Annotated in this window: 20 protein-coding genes and 1 riboswitch; of the genes, 11 read left to right on the forward strand and 9 right to left on the reverse strand. The window is 74.0% G+C overall.

Going from position 1 to position 24418, the window contains the following annotated elements:
• Positions 1 to 3: 3 nt before the first annotated feature.
• From ACFW1A_RS11590 to ACFW1A_RS11600, 3 genes are all read right to left on the reverse strand, one after another.
• Positions 4 to 1029 carry a transporter substrate-binding domain-containing protein gene (locus ACFW1A_RS11590; protein ID WP_380407625.1) on the reverse strand — a complete coding sequence of 342 codons (1026 nt, stop codon included), beginning with the start codon at positions 1027 to 1029 and terminating at the stop codon, positions 4 to 6.
• Positions 1030 to 1120: 91 nt separating this feature from the next.
• Positions 1121 to 1933 (reverse strand): amino acid ABC transporter ATP-binding protein, encoded by an 813-nt coding sequence (locus ACFW1A_RS11595; protein ID WP_380407627.1) that lies wholly within the window; start codon positions 1931 to 1933, stop codon positions 1121 to 1123.
• Entirely contained in the window at positions 1930 to 3003 is a 1074-nt protein-coding gene (locus tag ACFW1A_RS11600; protein WP_380407629.1) for an amino acid ABC transporter permease, read from the reverse strand. The genes ACFW1A_RS11595 and ACFW1A_RS11600 overlap by 4 nt, the downstream gene beginning before the upstream one ends.
• A gap of 324 nt (positions 3004 to 3327) precedes the next feature.
• Positions 3328 to 3431, reverse strand: a riboswitch (SAM riboswitch).
• 207 nt (positions 3432 to 3638) lie between these two features.
• On the opposite strand from ACFW1A_RS11600, the gene ACFW1A_RS11605 reads away from it, so the two are divergent.
• The 4 genes from ACFW1A_RS11605 (at position 3639) to ACFW1A_RS11620 (ending at position 7838) form a co-directional block, all read left to right on the forward strand.
• Positions 3639 to 3779, forward strand: a complete 141-nt coding sequence (locus ACFW1A_RS11605) for a putative leader peptide (protein WP_380407631.1) — start codon at positions 3639 to 3641, stop codon at positions 3777 to 3779.
• A 277-nt stretch (positions 3780 to 4056) separates the two neighbouring features.
• Positions 4057 to 5292: an LLM class flavin-dependent oxidoreductase gene (locus tag ACFW1A_RS11610; RefSeq protein ID WP_380407633.1), complete on the forward strand. Its 1236-nt coding sequence runs from the start codon at positions 4057 to 4059 to the stop codon at positions 5290 to 5292.
• A gap of 21 nt (positions 5293 to 5313) precedes the next feature.
• On the forward strand, positions 5314 to 6690 hold the full coding sequence (locus tag ACFW1A_RS11615; RefSeq protein WP_380407635.1) for an NtaA/DmoA family FMN-dependent monooxygenase: 1377 nt from the start codon (positions 5314 to 5316) through the stop codon (positions 6688 to 6690).
• 14 nt (positions 6691 to 6704) lie between these two features.
• A complete protein-coding gene (locus ACFW1A_RS11620; protein ID WP_380407637.1) occupies positions 6705 to 7838 on the forward strand; it encodes an LLM class flavin-dependent oxidoreductase in 1134 nt (377 codons plus the stop codon).
• Between the two features lie 34 nt (positions 7839 to 7872).
• Here ACFW1A_RS11620 and ACFW1A_RS11625 read toward each other — a convergent pair whose 3' ends face one another.
• Entirely contained in the window at positions 7873 to 8877 is a 1005-nt protein-coding gene (locus tag ACFW1A_RS11625) for a sigma-70 family RNA polymerase sigma factor (RefSeq protein WP_380407639.1), read from the reverse strand.
• A gap of 243 nt (positions 8878 to 9120) precedes the next feature.
• On the opposite strand from ACFW1A_RS11625, the gene ACFW1A_RS11630 reads away from it, so the two are divergent.
• Positions 9121 to 9810, forward strand: coding sequence for a maleylpyruvate isomerase family mycothiol-dependent enzyme (locus ACFW1A_RS11630; protein WP_380407641.1), 690 nt, complete (start codon positions 9121 to 9123; stop codon positions 9808 to 9810).
• Positions 9811 to 9880: 70 nt separating this feature from the next.
• On the opposite strand, the gene ACFW1A_RS11635 is transcribed toward ACFW1A_RS11630, so the two are convergent.
• The 3 genes from ACFW1A_RS11635 to ACFW1A_RS11645 form a co-directional block, all read right to left on the reverse strand.
• Positions 9881 to 10255, reverse strand: coding sequence for a recombinase family protein (locus ACFW1A_RS11635; RefSeq protein ID WP_380407643.1), 375 nt, complete (start codon positions 10253 to 10255; stop codon positions 9881 to 9883).
• 349 nt (positions 10256 to 10604) lie between these two features.
• Positions 10605 to 11714: a glycoside hydrolase family 19 protein gene (locus ACFW1A_RS11640; protein WP_380407645.1), complete on the reverse strand. Its 1110-nt coding sequence runs from the start codon at positions 11712 to 11714 to the stop codon at positions 10605 to 10607.
• 277 nt (positions 11715 to 11991) lie between these two features.
• Positions 11992 to 14085 carry a SpoIIE family protein phosphatase gene (locus tag ACFW1A_RS11645; RefSeq protein WP_380407647.1) on the reverse strand — a complete coding sequence of 698 codons (2094 nt, stop codon included), beginning with the start codon at positions 14083 to 14085 and terminating at the stop codon, positions 11992 to 11994.
• Between the two features lie 312 nt (positions 14086 to 14397).
• Here ACFW1A_RS11645 and ACFW1A_RS11650 point away from each other — a divergent pair, with 312 nt between their 5' ends.
• The 5 genes from ACFW1A_RS11650 to ACFW1A_RS11670 are packed head-to-tail and all read left to right on the forward strand — an operon-like array spanning position 14398 to position 18862.
• Positions 14398 to 15315, forward strand: a complete 918-nt coding sequence (locus tag ACFW1A_RS11650) for an ABC transporter ATP-binding protein (protein ID WP_380407649.1) — start codon at positions 14398 to 14400, stop codon at positions 15313 to 15315.
• Entirely contained in the window at positions 15312 to 16136 is an 825-nt protein-coding gene (locus ACFW1A_RS11655) for an ABC transporter permease (RefSeq protein ID WP_380407651.1), read from the forward strand. Before ACFW1A_RS11650 ends, ACFW1A_RS11655 begins: the two co-directional genes overlap by 4 nt.
• Complete coding sequence (locus tag ACFW1A_RS11660; protein WP_380407653.1) at positions 16136 to 16954, forward strand: ABC transporter permease; 819 nt, start codon at positions 16136 to 16138, stop codon at positions 16952 to 16954. The genes ACFW1A_RS11655 and ACFW1A_RS11660 overlap by 1 nt, the downstream gene beginning before the upstream one ends.
• A 37-nt stretch (positions 16955 to 16991) precedes the next feature.
• Entirely contained in the window at positions 16992 to 18164 is a 1173-nt protein-coding gene (locus ACFW1A_RS11665; RefSeq protein WP_380407655.1) for a sensor histidine kinase, read from the forward strand.
• Complete coding sequence (locus ACFW1A_RS11670; RefSeq protein WP_380407657.1) at positions 18161 to 18862, forward strand: response regulator; 702 nt, start codon at positions 18161 to 18163, stop codon at positions 18860 to 18862. Before ACFW1A_RS11665 ends, ACFW1A_RS11670 begins: the two co-directional genes overlap by 4 nt.
• A gap of 27 nt (positions 18863 to 18889) precedes the next feature.
• Here the strand turns inward: ACFW1A_RS11670 and ACFW1A_RS11675 are convergent, their stop codons facing one another.
• A complete protein-coding gene (locus ACFW1A_RS11675; protein ID WP_380407659.1) occupies positions 18890 to 20188 on the reverse strand; it encodes a YhgE/Pip domain-containing protein in 1299 nt (432 codons plus the stop codon).
• Positions 20189 to 20336: 148 nt separating this feature from the next.
• Complete coding sequence (locus ACFW1A_RS11680) at positions 20337 to 22025, reverse strand: discoidin domain-containing protein (RefSeq protein ID WP_380407661.1); 1689 nt, start codon at positions 22023 to 22025, stop codon at positions 20337 to 20339.
• A 712-nt stretch (positions 22026 to 22737) separates the two neighbouring features.
• On the opposite strand from ACFW1A_RS11680, the gene ACFW1A_RS11685 reads away from it, so the two are divergent.
• Complete coding sequence (locus ACFW1A_RS11685) at positions 22738 to 24351, forward strand: TROVE domain-containing protein (RefSeq protein WP_380407663.1); 1614 nt, start codon at positions 22738 to 22740, stop codon at positions 24349 to 24351.
• Positions 24352 to 24418: the final 67 nt, after the last annotated feature.

Raw genomic sequence — 24418 nt, forward strand, 5'->3', positions numbered from 1 at the left:
GGGTCAGGAGTTGGTCAGCGGCAGCCCGGGCGGATTGAGCTGCGAGCTGGTGACCGCCTCGTTGGAGAGGTTCCACGCGGCCAGCCACTTCGCGTACTGGCCTTGCTGGATCAGGTGGTTGATCGCGTCGGCGACCGGCTTGGCCAACCCGCTGTCCTTCTTGGTGGTCGCCGCGATCAGGCCCTGCAGCGACGCGCCCGCCCCGGAGTAGGTGCCGGCATTGCGGGTCGGCGCGGGGGACTTGGCGTCCTGGGCGATCTGGTAGGCGATGCCGGGGTTGGGCCCGAAGTAGGCGTCGATCTGACCGCTGACCACCGCCAGGTGGGAGCTGTTGCTGTCCGGGAAGTGCTTGACGGTGAGCTGCTGGCCGGCCGCCTGCAGCTTGGCCTGCCACTCCAGCAGGATCTTCTCCTGGTTGGTGCCGGAGCTGACCGCGACCGTCTTCCCGGCCAGGGTGGTGTAGTCGCCGTTGAAGCTCCACGTGCTGCTCTTGAGGACCTCGAAGGCCAGGTTGTCCTGGCGGTAGGAGGCGAACTCGTACTTCTTCTTGCGCTCCTCGGTGTCGGTGACGTTGGAGAAGGCGACGTCGGTCCGGCCGCTGTCGATGCCGACGAAGAGGTTCTCCCAGGTCGAGTTCTGCACCACGGGCTTGAGGCCGAGGACGGCGGCGACCAGGCGCCCGAGATCGGGTTCCGAACCGGTGAGGGTCTTCTGGTCACTGCCGACGAAGGCCAGTGGCGGGAAGCCGGCGGGCAGCGCCCCTACCCCGATGACCAGTTGCCCGCTCTTGGCCACCGACTCCGGCAACTCGGCGTGCAGCGAGGGAACTTCGGCGGCCGTGAGATCGGCCTGGGTGCCCGCGCCGTTGGACAGGGCGGCCACCGTGACCACGCCGTTCACGGCTTGGCCGGCCGGGGCGGCCGCGGGGCCGGCGGCAGAGCTCGAGCAGGCGGCGAGGGTGACGGCGAGCGTGGTGGCGGCGGTGCCTGCGGACAGGGCGCGGAGGAGGCTGCTGCGAGCGCTGGGCATGGGTCTTCCTTGTGCGTGGGAGGAGGTGCGTGCGTGAGAGGAGGAGCGACGGGTCGAAGAACGAGAAGGGCGCGGTGAAACCACCGCCGGATCAGAGGACCCGGCTCAGGAACTCCCGGGTGCGCGGGTGCTGCGGCTGGTCCAACACCTGCTCGGGCGAACCCTGTTCGAGGATCCGACCGCCGTCCATGAAGACGACGTGGTCGGCGACCTCGCGGGCGAAGCCGATCTCGTGGGTGACGATGACCAGGGTGGTGCCGCCGGTGGCGAGGTCCTTGATGACCGCCAGCACCTCACCGACCAGTTCGGGGTCGAGGGCCGAGGTGGGCTCGTCGAAGAGGATGACGCTCGGCCGCAGCGCCAGCGCGCGGGCGATCGCCACGCGCTGCTGCTGCCCGCCCGACAGTTGGCGCGGGTAGGCGGCGGTCCGGTCGCCCAGCCCCACCCGGCCGAGCAGGGTTCGCGCCAGCTGCTGCGCCTCCGGCCTGCGCAGCCGTCCGGTGGCCACCGGCGCGGCCGCCACGTTGTCGAGCACGGTCAGGTGCGGGAAGAGGTTGAACTGCTGGAAGACGAACCCGATCCGGCCGCGTTGGAGCAGGATCTGACGCTCGCTCAGTTCACGGAGCCGGCCGCGGTGCCGGCGGACCCCGATCAGCTCGCCGCCCAGGCTGACCTGCCCCCGCTCCGGCTTCTCCAGGTGGTTGATCACCCGGAGCAGGGTGGACTTGCCGGAGCCGGACGGGCCGATGACGACGGTCACCTGCCCGGCGGCGACCGTCAGATCGATGCCGTCGAGGACCCGGTGGGCCCCGAACCGCTTGTGCACGTCGCGGACTTCGACCGCGGCGGCGGTCTCCGCACCCGGGACCGGCGCCACCGGCTCGGCGGCGTTCAGCGTGCTCATACCGCGATCTCCTTCCGAATGCGCGCCCGCAGCGCGGCGAGGGCGAGGCGCACCTGCTGCAGCGGGGTGGGCGGGAGGGTGCGCAGCGCACCGCGCGCGTAGTGGCGCTCGACGTAGAACTGGACCACCGAGACCACGCTGGTGAGGATCACGTACCAGACGGTCGCGACCAGGAGCAGCGGCACGATGTCGCCGGGATAGGTGCTGCCCATGCTCTGGACGGAGCCGAACAGGTCGAGCAGCGAGACGTAGAAGACCAGCGAGGTGCTCTTGACCAGGCCGATCAGCTGGTTGACGTAGGACGGGACGATCGCGCGCAGCGCCTGCGGGAAGACGATCCGGGTGAACTGGTAGCGCCTCGGCAGTCCCAGGGCGGCGGCCGCCTCGTGCTGGCCCTGGTCGACGGCGAGCAGGCCGGCCCGGACCACTTCGGCGGCGTAGGCGGCTTCGTTGAGGCTGAGTCCGACGACCGCGATCACGAGGTCGGTGGCCAGCTTCGACTCCTGGACGTGCCAGAAGGCCGGCCCGAACGGCACGCCGAGGCTCAACGTGCGGTACAGCGCGCTGAAGTTGTAGAGGAACAGCAGAACCACGATCAGGGGAACGGAGCGGAACAGCCACACGTAGGCCCAACTGAGCGCGCGCAGCACCGGGTTGCGGGAGAGCCGGGCCAGCGCGAGGAGGATTCCGCCAGCCAGGCCGAGCACGGCGCTGAAGGCGGTCACTTCCAGGGTGACGGCCAGGCCGTCGGCGATGACCGGCCGGACGAACCAGTACTGGAAGCGGTCCCACTGGTAGAAGGGGTTGGTCGCCAGCCCGTGGACGAGTTGGGCGAGCAGGACCAGGGCGACGGCGCTGGTGATCCAACGGCCGGGGTGGCGCAGCGGCACCACCCGCTGCGCCGCCGGCGGACCGACCTGCGCCGCCGGCGGACCGACCTGCGCCGCGGGCGGGCCGGCTTTCGCCTTGGACTCGCTTGAGGGAAGGGGAGGTTGAGGCAGAGAGGGGTCCGCCTGGGGCGGACGGCCGGTCGCGCTCGGCGGCGCGGCGGGGGCGAGGGACTCGCTCATGCGCAGACTCCAGCGAATGCCGGTGCGGGCGCCGCACCGGCAAGGTGGGCGCGCACACGGCGGGACGGGGACCCCGCGGCCCGGTGTGCGGAAGCACACGGCGTCGCGGGAGGGTTGATGGAGGGGCACGCCGCGGCGGGCGTGCGTCAGGCAGCCGTCAGCTCGGACAGCAGGCGCTGCTGGAGGTCGTACATTGGGCACTGCTGACGCGGAGCAGGTCGACCGGCCGGTCCAGGAACGCCGCAGCGCGGCCGCGGTGCCGCTGTGCGGCCGTCCCCGGAGCTGCGTGCATCGCCGTCACCCTCGCCGTTCCCGCCCCGTGGGGCCTCGCGCTTACCGAATTCCGGTCTGGTCCTCACCCGGGGCACCCCGCCGCGCAGGAGGGTTGCCGGTCAGCAAGCCGGGGCTCGTCGCTGACGCTCATGACCGTTCTGGCGGCCAAGGTAGGTGCGGTCCGCGACGGCTGTCAACGGACGATCAGGGCGTGAGACGACGGTCACGATCACCGAGGGCTCGTCAAGTGGCCCCTGTTCACCGTTCTTTCGACGGGATTGTGCCGGACGCCGGGCCCGGGTTACGGTGCAGCAAGGTCACGAGTGTCAGCAACAGGCCCGAACGGAACGGAGGTGACGGCAGTGCGGCAGACCCGCAGGAAGCCCGCGGTCGTCACCGTCAAGGCGCGCTGCCGCGTCACCACGACGTCCGCGCGGCTCCACATCGACCTGCAGCGCGTGACCACCGCGCTCTGTCCGGCGCTCAAGCACGCCGTCGCCTGACCCGGGTCGCCGCACCGCGCCCTCCGTCCGGCGCCCGCCTCCCCCAGTCCTTCCGCTCGCGCGCCGGCTGCCCCTGCACCCATCGGTCCGGTGCCCCTCGCTCCCGCGTCACCGGGCGACGGCACCGGCTTGCCCGGCGCCGTAGCCCAAAGCCGTAGCCCGGCGCCGACCGCCGCGTCCACGCACCGCGTTCGCCGACCGAGTCCACCTGCCGCGGGCCGCACGCGCCCGTGCCGCGCACCCGTCCCTCCCCTGCCCCAGGAAGTGGTCCCTTCCCATGCCCCAGTCCCCTGCACCACTGCATCTGGCCGTCGCGCTGGAGGGCGCCGGCTGGCACCCCGCGGCCTGGCGCGAGCCCGGTGCCCGCCCGGCCGACCTGCTCACCGCCCGCTACTGGGCCGACCTGGTGGCCGAGGCCGAGCGCGGCCTGCTGGACCTGGTGACCTTCGAGGACTCCCTCTCCCTGCAGTCCGCCGACCCGTTCGAGCCGGACGAGCGGACCGACCAGGTGCGCGGCCGGCTCGACGCCGTGCTGATCGCCGCCCGGATCGCGCCGCTGACCCGCCACATCGGCCTGGTGCCGACCGCGGTGGTCACCCACACCGAGCCGTTCCACCTCTCCAAGGCCGTCGCCACGCTCGACTACGTCAGCGGCGGGCGGGCAGGCCTGCGGGTGAAGGTGTCCGGGCGGACCGACGAGGCCGCGCACTTCGGCCGGCGTGCGGCGCCGCCGCGCCTGCGGGTCGAGGACTTCGACTCCCCGGCGGGGCTGGCGGTCCTCCGGGAGCTGTTCGGCGAGGCGGAGGACTACGTCGAGGTGCTGCGCCGGCTCTGGGACAGTTGGGAGGACGACGCCGAGATCCGCGACGTGGCCACCGGCCGCTTCGTCGACCGCGCCAAGCTCCACTACATCGACTTCGAGGGCAGCCGGTTCAGCGTGCGCGGGCCGTCCATCACCCCGCGCCCGCCGCAGGGCCAGCCGGTCGTGGCCGCCCTCGCGCACCGCGGCGAGCCCTACCGGCTCGCCGGGCGGTCGTCCGACCTGGCGTTCACCACGCCGCGCGACGCCGAGGACGCCCGGTCGATCGTCGCCACCGTCCGGGAGGCGCAGGCGGCCGCGGGCCGCACGGCCGACACCGTGCACGTCTTCGCCGACCTGGTGGTCCACCTCGACTCCGCCCCGGGCGCCGCCGCCGACCGCGCGGCCCGCCTGGACGCCCGGGCCGGCGCGGCGTACACCAGCGACGCCCTGATCTTCACCGGCACGCCCGCCGAACTCGCCGACCTGCTCGGCGCGTGGCAGCAGGCCGGGCTCACCGGCTTCCGCCTGCGCCCCGCGGCCCTGCCGTACGACCTGGAGCAGATCACCCGTCACCTGGTGCCGGAGCTCCAGCGCCGCGGGCTCTTCCGCACCGCCTACGAGGCGGCCACCCTGCGCGGACTGCTCGGCCTGCCGCGCCCCGCCAACCGCTACGCCGCCGTCGCCCCCGGCGCCGCCGGCACCCACGCCTGAGCCGGAGGGACCGCACCCGTCATGAGCAAGCCCGTCAAGCAGATCCACCTCGCCGCCCACTTCCCCGGCGTGAACAACACCACCGTGTGGAGCGACCCGGCGGCCGGCAGCCAGATCGACTTCAGCTCCTTCGTCCACCTCGCGCGGACCGCCGAGCGCGCCAAGTTCGACTTCCTCTTCCTCGCCGAGGGGCTGCGCCTGCGCGAGCAGAACGGCGAGATCTACGACCTGGACGTGGTCGGGCGTCCCGACACCTTCACCGTGCTGGCGGCGCTGGCCGCCGTCACGGACCGGCTCGGCCTGGCCGGGACGGTCAACACCACCTTCAACGAACCCTACGAGGTGGCACGGCAGTTCGCCTCGCTCGACCACCTGTCGGCGGGCCGCGCGGCGTGGAACGTGGTCACCTCCTGGGACGCCTTCACCGGCGAGAACTTCCGCCGCGGCGGCTTCCTCGCGCAGGAGGACCGCTACGAACGGGCCCGGCAGTTCCTCGCGGCCGCCGGGGTGCTGTTCGACTCCTGGCGCGGCGACGAGATCGTGGCGGACCGGGAGAACGGCGTCTTCCTCCGGGAGCCGAACCCGGGCCGGTTCGACCACCGCGTCAGCCAGTTCGACATCTCCGGCCGGTTCAACGTCCCGCGCAGTCCGCAGGGCCGCCCGGTCGTCTTCCAGGCGGGCGACTCGGAGGAGGGGCGCGAGTTCGCGGCCTCGGCGGCCGACGCCATCTTCACCCGGCACGGCACCCCGGAGGCCGGCCGGGCCTTCTACGCCGACGTCAAGGCCCGGCTGGCCCGCCACGGCCGCAGCCGGGACGAGTTGAAGATCCTGCCCGGCGTCACCTTCGTGCTCGGCGACACCGACGCCGAGGCCCGGGAGAAGGCGGCCCTGATCCGTCGTCAGCAGGTCAGCGGCCAGACGGCGATCCGGCTGCTGGAGCAGCTGTGGAACCGCGACCTCGGCGGGTACGACCCCGACGGACCGCTCCCGGAGGTCGACCCGCTCGTCGGCGAGCACACGGTGGCGCAGGGCCGGGCCTCGGTACGGATGCACCGCGACCCGCTGGCCACCGCCGCCGAGTGGCGTGCGCTGGCGGAGGCCAAGAACCTCTCGATCCGCGAGCTCGTCATCGAGGTGACGGGGCGTCAGACCTTCATCGGCACCCCGGCCGCGGTCGCCGAGGCGCTGAACGAGTCGGTGCAGACCGACGCCGCCGACGGATTCATCCTGGTGCCCCACCTGACCCCGGGCGGCCTGGACGAGTTCGCGGACACCGTCGTCCCGCTGCTCCAGGAGCGCGGGGTGTTCCGCACCGAGTACGCGGGCGAGACCCTGCGCGACCACCTCGGGCTCGGCGCGCCGCGCCCGACCGTGCCCGCCGGCCCCGCCGCGCCCTGACGAAGGACCCCGCCATGGCCAACACCCCGCTCACCGTCCTCGACCTGGTCCCGATCTCCTCCGGCTCGGACGCGGCCCGGGCCCTGCGCAACAGCATCGACCTCGCCCAGCACGCGGAGGACCTCGGCTACGCGCGCTACTGGTTCGCCGAGCACCACCTCAACCCCGGCGTCGCCGGCACCTCCCCCGCCGTCGTGCTGGCCCTCACCGCCGCGGCGACCTCGACCATCCGGCTCGGCGCCGGCGCGGTACAGCTCGGCCACCGCACCGCCCTGGCCACCGTCGAGGAGTTCGGGCTGCTCGACGCGCTGCACCCCGGCCGGTTCGACCTCGGTCTCGGCCGTTCGGGCGGCGGACCCGCCCCGACCGGAGCCCGCCGGCCCGCCCTGGTCGGCGCGGTGCCCGTCACCGACGGCCGCACCCCGGGCGGTCTGGTGATCCCGGCCCGGTTCTCCTACGAACACCTGCTGAGCCACCCGCGCTTCGCCCTGCACCGGCAGCTGCTCCAGCAGCCGGGCGCCCGGCCCCAGCCCTACGACGAGCAGATCGCCGACATCCTGGCCCTGCTCGCGGGCACCTACACCACCGCGGACGGCACCGCGGCGCACGTGGTGCCCGGCGAGGGCGCCGACCTCCAGGTCTGGATCCTGGGCAGCAGTGCCGGGATCAGCGCCGAGGTGGCCGGCGCCCACGGCCTGCGGTTCGCCGCGAACTACCACGTCAGCCCGGCCACCGTACTGGAGGCGGCGCAGGCGTACCGGGCCGCCTTCCGGCCGTCCGCCGCCCTCGACCGCCCGCACGTCAGCGTCTCCGCCGACGTGGTGGTCGCCGAGGACGAGGCCACCGCCCGGGACCTGGCCACCGGCTACGGCCTCTGGGTGCGCAGCATCCGCAGCGGCGACGGCGCCATCCCCTTCCCCACCCCCGCCGAAGCCCGCGCGCACGCCTGGACCGAGGCGGACCGAGCCCTGGTGGCGGATCGCACCGAGACCCAGTTCGTCGGCTCGCCGCGCCAGGTCGCCGACCGGTTGGAGGTCCTCCGCGACGCCACCGGCGCGGACGAGCTGATCGTCACCACCGTCACCCACCAGCACGAGGACCGGGTGCGCTCCTACGAGTTGCTGGCCGAGGAGTGGAGCAGGCGGTGACCGGGCGGGGCGGCCGGCAGCTGCGGGCGACCGGTCAGGCCCACTCCTCGGGCAGCCCGAACCGCCGCACGTGCTCCGCGCCCAGGAACGAGGTGAGGCCCTCGACGAGCCCGCCGCGCAGGGTCAGCACCGTGATCGACCACGCCGTGTGCGGGGCCGTGCGGTGCGGGCCCACGTAGCAGGCGACCGCGGGCTGGCCGTTCGCCGAGGTCCGGCGCAGGCGCCAGCTGGGACAGCGGGTCAGCGGCACCTGGACCGCGAAGTCCATCACGGCGTCGCGGCCCCGGTACCACTGGGCCAGCGGGGGCATCGACCAGGTGACGTCCGCGGTGAGCAGGGCGACCAGGGCGTCGGCGTCGCCGCGTTCCAGGGCGGTGGCGAAGGCGGTGACGGTCTCGCGGACCCGCGCGTCGCCGAGCCTGCGCAGGGCCTGCTGCTGCGAACCGGCCGGGACGCGCTCCGCGAGCAGCCGACGGGCGCGGGCCAGCGCGGAGTTCACCGCGGTGGTCGAGGTGTCCATCATCGCGGCGATCTCGGCGGCGGAGAATCCGAGCACGTCGAAGAGGAGCAGCGCGGCCCGCTGGTTGCCCGGCAGGTGCTGCACGGCGGCGACGAAGGCGAGTTCGACGGCCTCGCGCTGCTCGTACCGCGCGGCCGGACCGGCCGGGCCGGCGGGCAGGCCCGCGTCGGGGTACGGGCCGAGCCAGGCGACCTCGGTGAGCGGGGTGGCGTCGACCACGGCGTGGTCGCTCGCCGGGCCGAGGTCGATCGGCATCGCCCGCCTGCCGCGCCGGCCGACGGCGTCCAGGCAGGCGCGGGTGGCGACGGTGTAGAGCCAGGCGCGCAGTGAGCTGCGCCCCTCGAAGCGGCTCAGGCCCCGCCAGGCCCGCAGCAGTGCCTCCTGCAGGGCGTCGTCCGCGTCGTGGGTGGAGCCGAGCATCCGGTAGCAGTGCGCGTGCAGCTCCTGGCGCAGGGGCGCCACCAGGCGGGAGAACGCGGCGTCGTCCCCCGCGCGCGCCCGGGCCAGGTCGCCCGCCACGGAGTCCGCTGCGGAGTCCGCTGCCGGGTTCGCCTCGGAACCCGCTGCGGGGCCTGTTTCGGGGCCCGTTGCCGAGCCCGCCGGAATTTCCTCGCCCACGAGCGACGATTCTGCCGCACCCGGGGAGTCACCTCCTTCGACCGGACGTCGCGACACCCCGGGGAGGCCCTCCTGAGAACGGCACCCCGCCCGCCGCTGCCCGGTACCCTGCCCGTCCGACCACTGCACAGGAGCACCCTCCGCATGTCCTCGCCGACCCCGCCCCCGACCCCCGCCTCCCGACCCGCCGCGCCCACGGCCGCCGCCACCTGGTCGCTGATCCACGCCGAGCGGGCCGCCCTGGCCGCCGACCTCGCGCAGCTGACCGATCAGCAGTGGACCACCCCGTCGCTGTGCGAGGGGCTCACCGTGCGCGAGGTGCTGGCGCACCTGACCGCGGGGGCGAGCCTGAACCAGCTGCGCTGGATGGCGGGCGTGATCCGCTGCCGCTTCGACTTCGACCGGCAGGTGGCCATGCGGCTGGCCGAGCAGCTGGGCGCCACCCCGGCCGAGACGCTCGACCGGTTCCGCCGGGTGGCCACCAGCACGACCAAGCCGATCCCCTCCACCCTGGCGATGCTCGGTGAGACCGTCGTGCACGGCGAGGACATCCGCCGGCCGCTCGGCGTCGAACGGGCCTACCCCACGGCCACGTTGACCGCGCTGGCCGACTACTACGGGCGCTCCGACCTGCCCGTCTCCACCAGGACGCGCAGCCGCGGCCTGCGGCTGACGGCCACCGACGGCCCGTTCACCACCGGCACCGGGCCACAGGTGTCCGGCCGCACGCTGGCCCTCGTCATGGCCATGGCCGGCCGCGCCGGGTACCTCGACGAGCTCGACGGCGAGGGCGTCACCGTGCTGCGCGAGCGCCAGGTGCTCAGCCGGCGGTGAGCCGCCTGCTGACCGGTCCCCGACCGGCGGGCAACCGACCGGTCGGCTGCCGATCGGCGGGCTGCCGCGCTCACCCCGCGAGGCGGCTCGCCCCCGGCGCGGACGACGGCTTCGGCAGGTCCACGACCCGGGCGCCCGCTGCTCGGAGGAACGCCACGACGGCGTGGGAGGTCGCGGGGTTCAGGGAGAAGACCCAGTGTCCGGGCACCAGGACGGTGTCGACCAGGCCCATCGACACGTGCGCGAGCAGCAGGCGCAGCTGGGGCCGGGACGCACTGGAGGACGTGCCGTTGTCCAGGTAGAGCTGCGGGACGCGCAGGCCGAGGCGCTGGGCGTGCTCCTCCAGTGCCCGGCGGTGCGGGGCCATGTTCCAGCTGTCGTAGGGGTAGCACCGCAGGTACGCCGCGGTGGCCCCGGTGAGGGCCTGGTCGTGGGTGGCGGTCATCGTCGCTCCTCGTCGAGCACGGTGGGGCTGGCCCGTCGACGGTTTCGGGCGGCTGGGCACAGCCGCTGCGGGCGCGGGCCCGCCGCGAGGCGGGGCCGACCGCCGGTCGGACGCAAGGAGCCGGGTGCCGGGTGCCGGCGTGGAGCCGGGTCGGCGCGGGGTGGGGGTCCTCGGAGCCCCTCCCTCCATCATGGACTAGACCATTTGCCTATGTCTATACCAATTTTGTCCCATATGGGACATTCGGCCGGACCGGCAAGGGGCGAGGCCCCCGGCGCCGCGGGGCTGCCGTTGATCGGCAGCCCGCCCGCCGGGAGCCTCGCCGCTCCTGCGCACCGACCCGTGGCGGTCAGCAGGTGAGGTTGGAGCCCGCGGGGACGCCCAGGATCGAGGTGAAGGAGGTGTAGTCGTTGACCCGGTCCTGCATCTCGGCGGTGTTGCCGCCGTTGCACTCGATGCTGCCGTTGATGCTGCGGATAGTCTCGCCGAAGCCCGCGCCGTTGACCATGGCGTTGTGTCCGGTCATGGTGCCCGGGCCGGTCTGGGTGTTCCAGTACCACAGGCCGGTCTTCCAGGAGACCGCCGCGTCGGTCGCGACCAGGCCCGGGTTGTCCAGCAGGTCGACGCCGAGGGCGTCGCCCGCGGCCTTGTAGTTGAAGTTCCAGCTCAGCTGGATCGGCCCGCGCCCGTAGTAGGCGTTGGTGCCGGCCGGACAGCCGTAGGGCTCACTGGCGCAGTAGTTCCCGGACTGGTCGATCTCGTTGATGTACACCAGGCCGCCGGTCTCGTGGTCGACGTTGGCCAGGAAGGCCGCGGCCTCCTGCTTCTGCACGGTGGCACTGCCGGTGGTGGCGAAGCCGGGGTAGGCGCTGAGCGCGGCCACCAGGCCGCTGTACGTGTAGAAGGAGTTCCGGTTCGGGAACATCTGGTTGAACTGGGCCTCACTGACCACGAATCCGCCGGACCCGCCGGTGCCGCCGCCGCCCGTGCCGCCGGTGCAGGCGTAGGGGGACCAGTACCAGGTGCTGATGGTGGGGTCGTAGCCGGGGTTGTCGTGGGTGGCGATGTAGTACTGGCCGTTGGGGGTGTACCGCACGATCGCGCCGGTCGCGTAGGACTGGCCGGCCACCCAGGCCGGGTAGCTGCAGCTGCCGGAACCGCCGCCGGTGCCACCGCCGCCGGAACCACCGCAGGCGCCCTGGTCGGCCCAGACGCCGGAGCCGCCGGTGGAGGGCGTCTCGCCCTGGGTCCACCACTTGGCCTGCCAGTTGTGACCGCTGTAGGAGGCGGTCATACCGCCGGTGTAGACCGCGGTGGAGTTCCAGGCCGTCGCGCAGTCCGCGGCCGCCGCCGGGGTTGCGGCGCCCAGGACGGTGAACGAGCCGAGGAGGCCGGCCAGGACGGCCAGCACCGCCGCGAGGCGCCTGCCGCGACGGGGAGTTCGGGGCATGGATCGCATGTGCCACTCCAGAAGTGGGGGTGAGTGGGGGCCCGAACAGCAAAGCGTGACTGGTCTAGACCGGTCAAGGTTTCGCGCCAGAGTTTTTTCGGGGCATGACGAAAAGTCACTCCCGTTCCCTGCACAAGGCCGGAGCGCACACGCGCCGCCCGAATCAGCGCACTGCCGCAAGCTCCCCCGCTCGGCGGCACCCGAACTGACTGGTGCTCATACTCAACTCGCTTGATTTCAGCTACAACTGACGATCCATCGGATTCGTCGCCCGCACGCCCGGCGGTCAGGCCCGCTCCGGCGCCCCGTCGACCTCGGCGATGAGCAGGACCACGTCGTCATCGTCGTCGTCCGCCCGCCGCAGCGCGGTCAGCAGGCGGTCGCAGGTGGCTTCGAGCGGGAGCCGCGGCCGACGGAGCAGGTCGAGGAGGACGGCCAGGCGGGTGTCGATGGCCTGGGTCCGGGTCTCCACCAGACCGTCGGTGTACAGGAGCAGCCGGTCACCGGGGGCCAGTTCCAGGCAGCTGGGCTCGAACCGGACGCCGCCGACACCCAGGGGCGCGCCCGGGGGCAGGTCCAGCAGCTCCGGGGCCCGGCCCGGGCGCACCAGGACGGGGGGCGGATGACCGGCCAGGGCGATCCGGCACTGCCTGCTGTGCGGGTCGTGCACGGCGTAGACGCAGGTGGCGATGGTCTCCTCGAGTTCGGCGGTGACCCGGTCCAAGTGGTGCAGCACCTGGGCGGGGTCGAGGTCGAGATCGGCCAGCGTGCGCGTGGCGGTGCGCAGTTGGCCCATCCCGGCGGCGGCGTTGATGTCGTGGCCCATCACGTCGCCGACGACCAGGGCGGTCTTGTCGCCGGCCAGCTCGATGACGTCGAACCAGTCGCCGCCGGCCAGCGCGGTGCGTCCGGCGGGCTGGTACCGGGAGGCGAGCCGCAGGCCCGCGGACCGGGTGGGCGCGTGCGGCAGCAGGTGGCGCTGCAGGGTCAGGGCCGCGTTGCGCTGGCTCTGGTACCAGCGGGCGTTGTCGATGCACACCGCGGCCCGGGCGGCCAGTTCCTCCGCCAGCAGGATGTCGTCCCCGTCGAACGGCCGTGCCCCGCCCAGGCGTTTGAGGTCCAGGGCGCCGAGCACCTCGCCGCGGGCGATCAGCGGCACCGCGAGGTAGGAGTGCAGGCCCGCCCGGGCGAGCAGCGCCGCGGCCCCGCCGTCCCGGGCCACCGTCGGCAGGTCCTCGGCCGCCACCCGGGTCAGCAGCACCGCACGGCCGGTGGTCACGCACCGGGTGACCAGCCGGTCGGCGTCGTACTTGGCGATCTCCCCCACCGGGTCCGCGGCCCGCAGGGCGTCGGAGGGGTGGGCCGCCGCGACCGCCAGCGCCCGCAGGGTCACCGGCCCCGCCACCGGGCCGTGGGTGGGCGGCCGTCCGCTCAGGACCGAGTCCAGCAGGTCGACCGCGGCGACGTCGGCCAGTTCGGGGACCACGAAGTCGGCGAGCTCCTGGGCGGTCCGGCCGAGGTCGAGCGTGGTGCCGATCCGGACGGACGCCTGGGCGACCAGCGCCAGTCGCTGCCGCGCACGGGCCGCCTCGGCGGCCACCCGCTGCTCCTCCGAGACGTCCACCACCGAGACCGCCAGACCGATGACCCGCCCGGCGGAGTCGTCCAGTCGGAAGTAGGACACCCGCCAGGCGCGGTCGCCGCCCGGGTCGGCACCCGAGCGGTCGAAGGTGAACTGGTCCACCAGCGGCTCGCCGCTCGCCAGCACCTGGCGCATCGCGGCCCCGGCGGCCCGGGTGTCGAGGAACGGCAGGGCCTCGCGGACGTCGCGGCCGAGGTGCTGCGCGACCGACAGCCCGTTGATCCGCTCCAGCGCGGGGTTTCCCATCACGAACCTCAGGTCGGTGTCGAGCACCGCCAGCCCGAGCGGCGACTGGGCCACCAGCCGCACCGACAGCGCCAGGTCCCGCTCGACCCCGCGCAGCGTGGCCTCGTCGGTGGCGATCCCCAGTGCGTAGAAGCGGCCGTGCTCGTCCTGCAGCCGCATGTTCCGGAACTCCACCAGCCGCGTGCTGCCGTCCTTGTGCCGCACCGGAAACACCCCGGCCCAGCGCCCGCCGCCGTGCATCACCTCGGCGAACAGTTCGAGGATCAGGTCCCAGTGCTCCTCGGCGACCATCAGCTCGGCCGCGAACCGGCCGAGCGCCTCCTCGGCGCTCCAGCCGAAGAGGTCCTGGGCCTGCGGGCTCCACAGGGCGACCCGCCCGTCCGCGTCCAGCACCGCCGCGGCCACGCCCAGCAGGTCCAACAGTCCCCCGGGGTCGGACGCGGCGGGGCGCACGGCGCCGTGCACCGGCCGATCCTCCTCGGAGGCACCCATCCCCGCCCTCCTTCCGTCCGGGTCGCCCTCCATCGTCTCTCCGGACGGGCTGCCGCACCCATCAGGAGCCCGGGGCACCCCGGCCCGGGGAAGCCCCACGCGGGGCCCGTCACCTCCGGTACCGCTGCGCCACCGCCGCGAGCGCGGCAGCAGCGGCCTGCGTCGCGTCGGGGGGCCGGCTCCCGCGTCGGGGGCGTCTCCTCCTCAGGGAGGGGGTTCGGGCGGCCCGGCGGCCGGATGTCCTCCGACCGGCCGAGGTCGGCCCGGTCGCCCGCTCCGTAGCGTCGGTGCCATGAGCGACGGGAGCGGGACATGATCGAGGCGCGGGCACTGACGAAGGTCTACGGCGACACGGCCGCCGTCAACGGGATCGACTTCCTGGTCCGGCCGGGGGTGGTCACCGGATTCCTCGGGCCGAACGGCGCGGGCAAGTCGACGACGATGCGGATGATCCTCGGCCTCGACCTGCCGACGTCGGGCACGGTCACCGTGAACGGACGCGGGTACCGGGGCACGGTCTGGCCCCTGCACGACGTCGGCGCGCTGCTGGACGCGCGCGCCGTGCACCCGGGGCGCTCGGCGCGCAACCACCTGCTCAGCCTGGCCGCGGCCAACGGGATCGCGCGGGCGCGGGTCGACGAGGTGCTCGACCAGGTGGGGCTGGCCCCGGTGGCGCGCCGGCGGGTCGGCAGCTTCTCGCTGGGCATGGCGCAGCGGCTCGGCATCGCGGGCGCGCTGCTGGGCGACCCGGGAACGCTGCTGTTCGACGAGCCGGTGAACGGGCTGGACCCGGACGGCATCCTGTGGATCCGCACGCTCATGCGCGCGCTGGCCGCCGAAGGCCGCACCGTGCTGGTCTCCAGCCACCTGATGAGCGAGATGGCCCTGACCGCGGACCACCTGCTGGTCATCGGCCGCGGGCGGCTGCTGGCGGACACGCCGCTGCCGGAGCTGATCGCCCGGCACTCCGCCGACCTGGTCGAGGTCCGCTCGGCCGCCCCGCAGCGCCTGGCCGCGGACCTGCGCGCCGCCGGGGCCGAGGTCACGCTGCGCCCGGACGGGACCCTCGACGTGGCCGGACTCGCCTCGCCCCGGATCGGCGAACTCGCTGCCGCGCGGGGCCATGTCCTGCACCAGCTCCACGATGTGACGGCCTCGCTGGAGGAGGCCTACTTCAGGCTGACCGGCGAGAGCGTCGAGTACCGCGCGCCGGTCCCGGTGGCGGCATGAGCACCCGGGCGGGTACCGCGCCGCGCGCCGCCGCCACCCGGCCGGTCCGCCTGCGGGCCACCGCGCAGAGCGAGTGGATCAAGTTCCGCTCGGTCCGCTCCGCACCGGCGGTGCTGCTGGCCACCGCCGTCGTCCTGCTGGTCGGCGGGTGGCTGGTGAGCGCCGGCTACCGCAACGGCTGGGCGACGATGCCGCCTGCCGACCGGGCGCACTTCGACCCCGTCTACCAGAGCATGCGCGGCATTGAGCTGGCCCAGCTGCTGGTGGGCGCGCTGGGGGTGCTGACCGTGACCGGCGAGTACACCAGCGGCCTGGTCCGGGGCACCTTCCTCGCCACCCCGCAGCGGGTCCAGGTGCTGGCGACGAAGGCGCTGGTCCTCACGGCGGTGGTCTGGGTCTGGAGCACGGCCCTGTGCTTCGCGGCGTTCCTCCTCGGTCAGCACGTCCTCACCGCTCCTGCGACGCACGCGGCCCTCGGCCAACCGGGCGTGCTCACCGCGGTGTTCGGCGGCGGGCTCTACCTGGCGCTGGTCGGCCTGCTCGGCCTGTTCACCGGTGCCCTGGTGCGGCGCACGCCGGCGGCGCTGGCCGCGCTGTTCGGCGTGCTGCTGGTGGTCCCGGTGGCCGTGGGCATGCTCCCGGGCCGCACCGGCGCGCTGCTGGGCGAGTTCCTGCCGAGCACTGCGGGCGAGGAGATCTGGCAACTGCTGCACGGCGGCGCGTACACCCTGGGCCCCTGGCAGGGCCTCGGCGTCCTCACCGCCTACGTGTCGGCGGCGGCCGCCGCCGCTCTCGTCCTGGTCCGAAGGAGGGACGCCTGATGTCCGCCACGACCACCCCCGGCGACAGGTCCGTGCCACCGCACCGGCGGGTCGGCGCCGCCCTCGCGGCCGAGTGGATCAAGCTGAGGTCGCTGCGGTCCGTGCTCGCGGTCCCGCTGCTCGCCGCCGTCTGCTGCCTCGGGCTGGCCGATCTGGTGTGCGCCAACTACGTGTCGAACTGGTCGCAGTTCGACGCCGCGCGGCAGTCGGCGTTCGTGCCGTTCGACGTGAACTTCGGGTTCATGGTGGTCGGCGTGCTGTTCTTCGGCGTGCTCGGCGCCCTCGTGGTCACCAGCGAGTACGGCACCGGCCTGATCCGCAGCACGCTCGCCGCGACGCCGCAGCGCGGTCTGGTGCTCGCCGCCAAGGCGGCCCTGCTCACCGGGCTCGCGCTCGTCACGGCCGCGGCGATCTGCCTCACCGCGTTCCTCACCGGTCAGGGCGTGCTGGCCGGCCGCCTCCCGCACGTCGGGCTGGGCGACCCGGGCGTGGCCGGCCGGCTGCTCGGCGCGGTGTTCTACCTGACGGCGGTCGCGCTGCTCGGCCTGTCCGTCGGCGTGCTGGCCCGCAGCACCGCGGTGGCGATGTCGGCCCTGGTCGGCCTGCTGCTGGTGCTGCCGATCATGGTCAACAGCCTCCCGCACGACGCCGTGTGGCAGCACACGGTGCCCTACCTCCCCTCCAACCTGGGCAACGCGCTGTGGCACTCGCACGGCGACGGCGTCCCGGGCGCGGGCACCGCGGCCCTGCTGCTCGCGGCCTACGTCGTCGTCCTCGGCGCGGTCGCGGCGTTCTCGCTGCGCCGGCGCGATGCCTGACGCCGTGAAAGGTGCCGGAGCGGGCATGATGGGGGGCGTGAGGGCGTGGATCACGGGCCGCCGGGCCGCGGACTGGGCCGTGAGCCTGTCGGCGGTGCTCGTCACCGCCGCCGGGTCGTCGAGCGAGGTGGCGGCCTGGCTGCCGGGCTACGCGATCGTGCCGCTCGCGCTCGCGCAGGGCTCGGCCCTGCTGGCGCGGCGGCGGGTGCCCCTGGCCGTACTCGGTGCGACCACGGCGCTCGGGACGTTCCTGCTCGCCGTCGGCTATCCGGCCGGGTCCGCGGCCGCCGGCGCGTGCTGCGCCGCCTACGCCGTGGGCGCGTACCGGAGCAGCGGGGCGGAGCCGGAGCTCGCCCTCGCGCTGCGCGGAGCGGCGTCCGCCGTGCTCGCCGGGGCCGCACTGGTGGCGGCCGGCCTGCTGCCGGACGCCCGCAGCCAGGGCGGCCTGTGGGGCTCGATCACGGTGGGGGTGCTGGTCGCCGCCTCGTGGGTGCTGGGCTACGCGGTCCAGACCCGGCGCGCCTACATCGCGCAGCTGAAGGACCGAGCGGCCCGGCTGGAGGCCGAGGAGGGCGAGCGGGCCGCGCGGGCGGTGCTGGACGAGCGGTTGCGCATCGCCCGCGAACTGCACGACGTCATCGGCCACTCGATCAGCCTCGTCACCGTCCAGGCGGAGGCCGCCGCCCGCGCCGCCCGCACCGACCCCGCGGCCGTCCCGGACTACCTGGCCAGGATCGCCGCCGCCGGCCGGCAGGCGCTCGGCGAGATGCGCAGTGTCGTCGCGGTGCTGCGCCCCGATCAGGAGGCCGGGCTGAGCCCCCAGCCCGGCCTCGACCAGCTCGACGACCTCGTCGCGGGCCTGCGCGCGGGCGGCTTGCCGGTGCGGCTCGACCTGGAGCCCATGGCGCTGCCGCCGGGGCTCGCCCTGACGGTCTATCGGATCGTGCAGGAGTCGCTGACCAACGTGCTCAAGCACGCCGGTGCCGATGCGCAGGTCGCGGTCACCGTCGCCCGCTCGGCGCATGCGCTGCGGGTCTGCGTGCGGGACGACGGCGCCGGGCCGCAGGGCCGGGCGGACAGTGCCGCGCACGGGATCGTCGGGATGCGCGAGCGGGTGGCGGCCTACGGCGGGACGCTGACCACCGGCGCCCGGCCGGAGGGCGGATTCCAGGTGGACGCGCTGATCCCCCTGCCGGAGGAGGCCGCATGACCATCACCGTGCTCATCGCCGACGACCAGGCACTCGTCCGGTCGGGCCTGCGGGCGATCATCGAGTCGGAACCCGGCATGGCCGTGGTCGGCGAGGCGGGCGACGGGGCCGGCGCCGTCGAGGCCGTCCGGCGGCTGCGCCCCGACGTGGCGCTGATGGACGTCCGCATGCCGCGCCTGGACGGCCTCGCGGCCACCCGCGCCCTGCTGGCCGCGGCCGTGCCGGTGCCCACCAGGATCCTGGTGCTGACCACCTTCCACCTCGACGAGTACGTCACCGAGGCGCTGCGGGCCGGTGCGTCCGGCTTCATGCTGAAGGACGCCACCGCCGACCAACTGGTCGAGGCGGTGCGGGTGGTCGCCGCGGGCGAGGCGATGCTCGCGCCGTCGGTCACCCGCCGCCTGCTCGAACGGATGGCGCAGGACGAGCGCCCGGACCCGGACCGGGCGCGGGAGATCCGGGAGCTCCTGTCGGTGCGCGAGCTCGACGTGCTGCTGCTGGTGGCGCGCGGCATGTCGAACGCCGAGATCGGCACCCAGCTGCACCTGGCGGCGACGACGGTCAAGAGCCACGTGCAGGGCGTGCTCGCCAAGCTCGGTGTGCGCGACCGCCTGCAGGCGGCGGTCGCCGCCTACGACGCGGGGCTGGTGCGGCCGCGGGCGGCGGCGCCGAAGGACCGCGGGACGCCGGGGCGCTAGCGGCCGGCGTCCCCGCGGTCGCGGGCGTCAGCCCTCGGCCGGTTGCGGGACCAGGCGCTCCAGGCCCTTGCGCTCGTAGTAACGGGTCATCAGGAAGCCGAAGACGAGCGCCGCCGCGAAGCCGACCGCGATCATGGTCCAGGCCCGGGCCAGGCCGGCGTCGGCGCGGGCGTCGAAGTACAGGATGGCCCGCACCCCGGCGCTGAGCTGGCGCATCGGCTCGAAGGCGCCGAGGAAGCGGTAGAAGGCCGGCACCGCCTCCAGCGGGACGGTCGCGCCGGAGGACGGCAGGGCGAGCGCGATGAAGACGAACATCGACACCAACTGCCCGATGCTGCCGAACGCCGCGTTGATCGCCTGCACGCCCAGCCCCACCGTCAGGCAGGCGCAGAACGAGAACAGCCAGAGCAGCGGGAGGTGCGAGGCGTCCATGCCGAGGATCGCGATGCAGGCCACCATCACCAGGGAGGCGGTGAGCAGCGAGATCCCGGCGGTGACGGCCATCTTCAGCAGCAGGGTCTGGGTGCGGCCGATCGGCACGGTGGGCCGGCGGGTGTGCCACGGGCCGAACTCGCTGTCCGCGTAGCCGAGCGCGGTGTCCACGGAGCTGTGCACCAGGTTGCCGCCGATGAAGCCGCTCAGCACCAGCAGCAGGGTGTAGTAGAAGGCGCTCAGGCCCAGGCCGCTGTGCTGCCCGATCGGGTGGCCGACCTGGGTGACGACCGTGACCGGGTCGGCCAGCAGCAACCGGGTGGTCGGGTCGGCGGCGGCGGTCGCGGGCGCGGCGGTGAGCTGCTTGCCGATGGCCAGCGACGCCTGGTGGGCCGCCGCCTGGTTGAGCTGCGAGGTCAGCGAGGAGCCGAGGCTGCCGACCCCGGGGTTGGTGAGCACGGTGAGGGTGGGTCGGGCGGTGGCCCCGGTGGTGGTCAGCGCGGCGACGGTGGCGGTGAAGTCGGCGGGGATCACCAGGGCGCCGTAGACCTTGCCGGAGGCGAGCAGGTCCTGCGCCTCGGCCCGGTCGACCTGGCGCCAGTCCACCGACCCGGCGGGCGGGGCCGCGACCACCGACCCGGCCACCTGGGCGCCGAGGTTCTGCGGGCCGCCCGGCAGGGTCGCGCCGGCGTCCGCGTTCACCACGGCGACCGGGAGCCGGTGCAGGTGCCCGTTCGGGTCGACGATGCCGCCCATGTAGAGCAGCGACAGCACCAGGGTGACCAGCCCGGCGAGCACCGCGGGCACCAGCCACAGCATCGGTCGGCGGACCAGGACGGCGGCGCGCACCCGGTGCGAGGGAGTCGGCCGCAGCGGCGGCAGCGGGGAGGCCATGGGCTTCGACGCTACGGGGCGGGGCGGGGCGCGCCGGGCCGCGACACGCCCGTTCCGCCGTCCGGACGATCCGGCGCCGGGCCGCCCCCGCGGCCGACCGGGTGGTGCTGCGGGCCCGACCGCAGCACCACCACCCCCGCCGGGCGGATCAGTTCGCGTAGACCGACAGCCCCGACACCTGCCCGGCGGGCCAGCCCGTGTTCGCGGTGAACACCAGCCGCAGGTACCGGTAAGTGCCACCGCCCGGGTACCCGACGGTCGCGGTGTTCCCGGTGGCCGGGTCGAAGAGGTAGCCGGCGGCGCCCGCCACGGTGCTGAACGTGCCGCCGTCGTTGCTGCCCTGCACGGTGACGGTCTGGGTGCGGGCGCCCCAGGCGCTCGACGGCGGCAGCGTGAGCACGATCCGCCGCGTGGTCACCGCGCTGCCCAGGTCGACCTGGAGCCACTGCGGGAAGGCGTTGTTGGCGCTCTCCCAGTAGCTGTTGGGGTCGCCGTCCACCGCGTTCGCGGCGGCGTACACCTGGGTGTGGCTGCTCTCGGCGACCGGCTGGTGCAGCGCCAGGTCCGGGTTGCCGGTGCCGCCGCCCCCTCCGCCGCCGACCACGGGCTGGGTCGGGCGGGTCGCGGTCGGGGCGAGCTGGCCCTTGAGCATCCGGCCGCCGTCGGCGGTCAGCCGCAGGTAGTAGTCCGACGAGCAGGCCGTGCCGTCCTCGTCCAGCGCCAACAGACCTGATCCGGAGGGCACTTGGCTCTGGTTCTCGGCGGTCTTGGCGATCTGGTTGCCCTCGCCGAACTCGTCGAACATCGAGATGTAGACGCTCTGCACGCCGGCCCTGGTCATGTTGTAGAACTGCCGCCACATGAAGTCGCCGTGCGCGCGCTGACGGGCCGACAGGTCGCCGGGCAGCACGCAGGGCTGGTAGTCGATGCCGTGCGCCGTGCAGTCGGCCAGGTCGGGCACCGTGGCGTTGGCGTAGAAGTTGTCCGCGTCACCGGCGTTGCCGATCCGGCCGACCATCCACGGCGAGAGCATGTCGAACGCGTGGTAGACGTCCAGGTACCCGGGGCGCGAGTCGCCGTTGCCCAGGCGCCACCAGGTCGGCACGCCGCCCATCACGTAGCAGCCCTGCGCCTTGAACCAGTTGACCACGTCCGCGCAGGTCGCCGGGTCCCAGGGGTGGTTGGCGTCGTTGAAGCCGAAGCCCCAGATGCCGACCACCGGCTTGCCGTTCTGCCGCGCGTACGCGGCGGAGGCGGTGTGCGCGGACATCTTGCCGCTCCAGTCCGCCTTGATCTCGGACTGCATGGCGGTCCAGCCGCTGACGTCGTACATCACGTAGAACTTGACGCCGTGCGCCTCGGCGGCGGAGCGCAGCCGCGCGGTGACCGCGTCCCGGGTCGGGCCCTCGCTCCCGTTGGGGTTGAACCGCTGCAACGCGGCGGTGTCGCAGCCGTTCTGGCGCATCCACTGGACGTGGGTGTCGATGGTCTGCTGGTCGTAGGAGGAGAACAGCGTCGCCGCGCCCCCGTTCCCCAGGTTCGGGTAGGCGGTGCGGTAGGTGCCGGTGAACTCGCGCGAGTCCGGCCAGGCCTTGATCACGTTGTTGCTCGGCGACGGCGCCTGGGACCAGTTCTGGCTCCAGTGCCACCAGGCACCGATCGGTGCGCCGTCGCCCGGGCAGGCGAACCACCCCTGGTAGCCGACGGTGACCTTGCCGACGACATCGCCGGCCGGACTCGCGGCCGCGGCGCTGCCGGAGCCGGTGAGCCCGCCGAGGGCGAGGCCGGCGGCCCCGGCGGAGACGGTGGACAGGAACGTGCGACGACTGACAGTCATGGACCATCCCGGGGACAGGGCGGCCGGCAGGTGGGGTGGGCGGCGGCCGCGCTCTGAGCGGGAGCGTATTGACCGGGATCGGTCACAGCAAGAGTCGGAGCAGATTGCGCAAGAAATGCTCTGTTCGATGAAATTCTTGTCCTGTGCCCGACGTCTGCAGCCGACGAGCCGTCAGCCCGCCACCCCCGCACCGCGGAACCCCGCCGCCCGGAAAATGTGACGCCCCGACAGCGCGTGCCCAGTACAGTCATCACGTCCGGCTGCGAAGGCAGCAGGTGGAAGCTTCCCGCCCGGTGCGAAGGCGTCGCGTTCTTCACTGGTTCGATTCCTGTCAGGCCCACCCCTGGGCCTGTTGCCCTGTTGGCGGGCGTTCGCGCCGCCGACCCCGACCTCGGGCGGAACAACTTCACAAGCACCTCCCGGTGCGAAGACCTTCGGCTACTTCTTGGAGTCGACCCGGCCCGGGTCGGCGTTGAAGAGACCCTTCCGCCGCAGGTCGTCCTCGATCTCGGGAGGACATGCACCGGGGTGCCCGGTGCGCAGGCGACGGATCCTTCACGGGTACTGCGTGTCGCGGGTTCGAGTCCCGCCCGGCCGGGCGCTGTCCGGCCGGTAGCTCAGGGGGTAGAGCATCAGTTTGCGAGCCGTCGCCGCTCCCCGATCTCGGGCACCCCACCGCATCTCCTCCCCCTGACACCTCCAGGGGGTCCCCTTGTCACGCTTCAACACCAAGAGCGCCCGCCCCGCCGGGACCTCGCCCGTCACCACGACCGGGCAGCGCACCACCACCGCCGAGGGCGGCCCGGGGTACCTGCGCACCGGGAGGAGCGAGCTCTACCTGCTCGCGGTCACCAACCTGGTGGGCCAGGACACCTTCTACGAGCGCGCCGGAGAGCGCGACGACCGCTACGTCCAGCTGGTCCGCCGGCTCGCCGTCGAGGACCCGGGCTGGACCGCCGGCCTGCTCGGCTGGCTGCGCACCGGCGCCAACCTGCGCACCGCCGCCCTCGTCGGGGCCGCCGAGTTCACCAAGGCACGGCTGGACGCCGGGCTCGACGGACTGTCCCGGCAGGTCGTCGACAGCGTGCTGCAGCGCCCGGACGAGCCCGGCGAACTGGTCGCCCACTGGACCCGCCGGTACGGCCGCGCGCTGCCCAAGCCGGTCAAGCGCGGCGTCGCGGACGCAGTCCGCCGGCTGTACACCGGCAAGGCGCTGCTCAAGTACGACACCGACAGCAAGGGCTACCGCTTCGGCGACGTGCTCAACCTGGTCCACCCGAGCCCGCACCCGGACAAGCCGTGGCAGGGCGAGCTGTTCCGGTACGCCCTGGACCGCCGGCACCACCCGGACGACGCCGTGCTGCCCGCCTCGGACCGCGTCCTGACGGCGAACCGGCAGCTCCGCGACCTCCCGGTGGCGGAGCGCCGCGCCCTGCTCGCCGCGCCGGACGCGGCTGCGCGGCTCGGCGCGGCCGGGTTCACCTGGGAGATGCTGGCCGGCTGGCTGCAGGGCCCGATGGACCGTCAGGCGTGGGAGGCGATCATCCCGTCGATGGGGCTGATGGCCCTGGTCCGCAACCTGCGCAACTTCGACGAGGCCGGGGTCTGCGACGAGGTGGCCGCCACGGTCGCCGCGAAGCTCGCCGACCCCGAGCAGGTCGCCCGGTCCCGCCAACTGCCCCTGCGGTTCTACTCGGCGTTCACCGCGGCCCCGTCGCTGCGCTGGGCCTGGGCGCTGGAGCAGGCGCTCACCGCGTCGCTCGCCAACGTCCCGCGTCTGGACGGCCGGACCCTGGTCCTGGTCGACACCAGCGGCTCCATGCACTCCCCGTTCGCCAAGGACGGCAGCGTGATGCGCTGGGACGCCGCGGCCCTGTTCGGCCTCGCCCTCGGCCACCGCTGCCGACAGGCCGACGTCGTCTCGTTCTCCGGCGCCTGGCACGGCCGCGACCTGGTCAAGCCCTTCCCGCTCACCCCGGGCGGCTCGGTGCTGACCGAGGTCCGCCGGTGGCGTGAGGGCGGCTGGTTCATCGGCGGCGGCACCGAGACCGCGAGCGCCCTGCGCGCCACCTACCGGGGCCACGACCGCGTCGTCGTCGTCACCGACGAGCAGACGGCGGCGGGCGGCGACGTCGGCCGGGCGATTCCGGCCTCGGTGCCGCTGTACACCTGGAACCTGGCCGGCCACCGCACCGGGCACACCCCGTCGGGCACCGGGGACCGCCACACCTTCGGCGGCCTGACCGACCAGGCCTTCGGCACGATCCCGCTGCTGGAGGCCGGCACGAACGCGAGCTGGCCGTGGGAGGCGGCGCACCGGGGCTGACGGTCCGTCAGGCGTCGGGGCCCCGGGGAAGTCCCGTCGCCTGACGGGGCCCCGGGGCCCGTTCTCG

This window comes from Kitasatospora sp. NPDC058965, from assembly GCF_042741245.1.
Taxonomy (GTDB): Bacteria; Actinomycetota; Actinomycetes; order Streptomycetales; family Streptomycetaceae; genus Kitasatospora.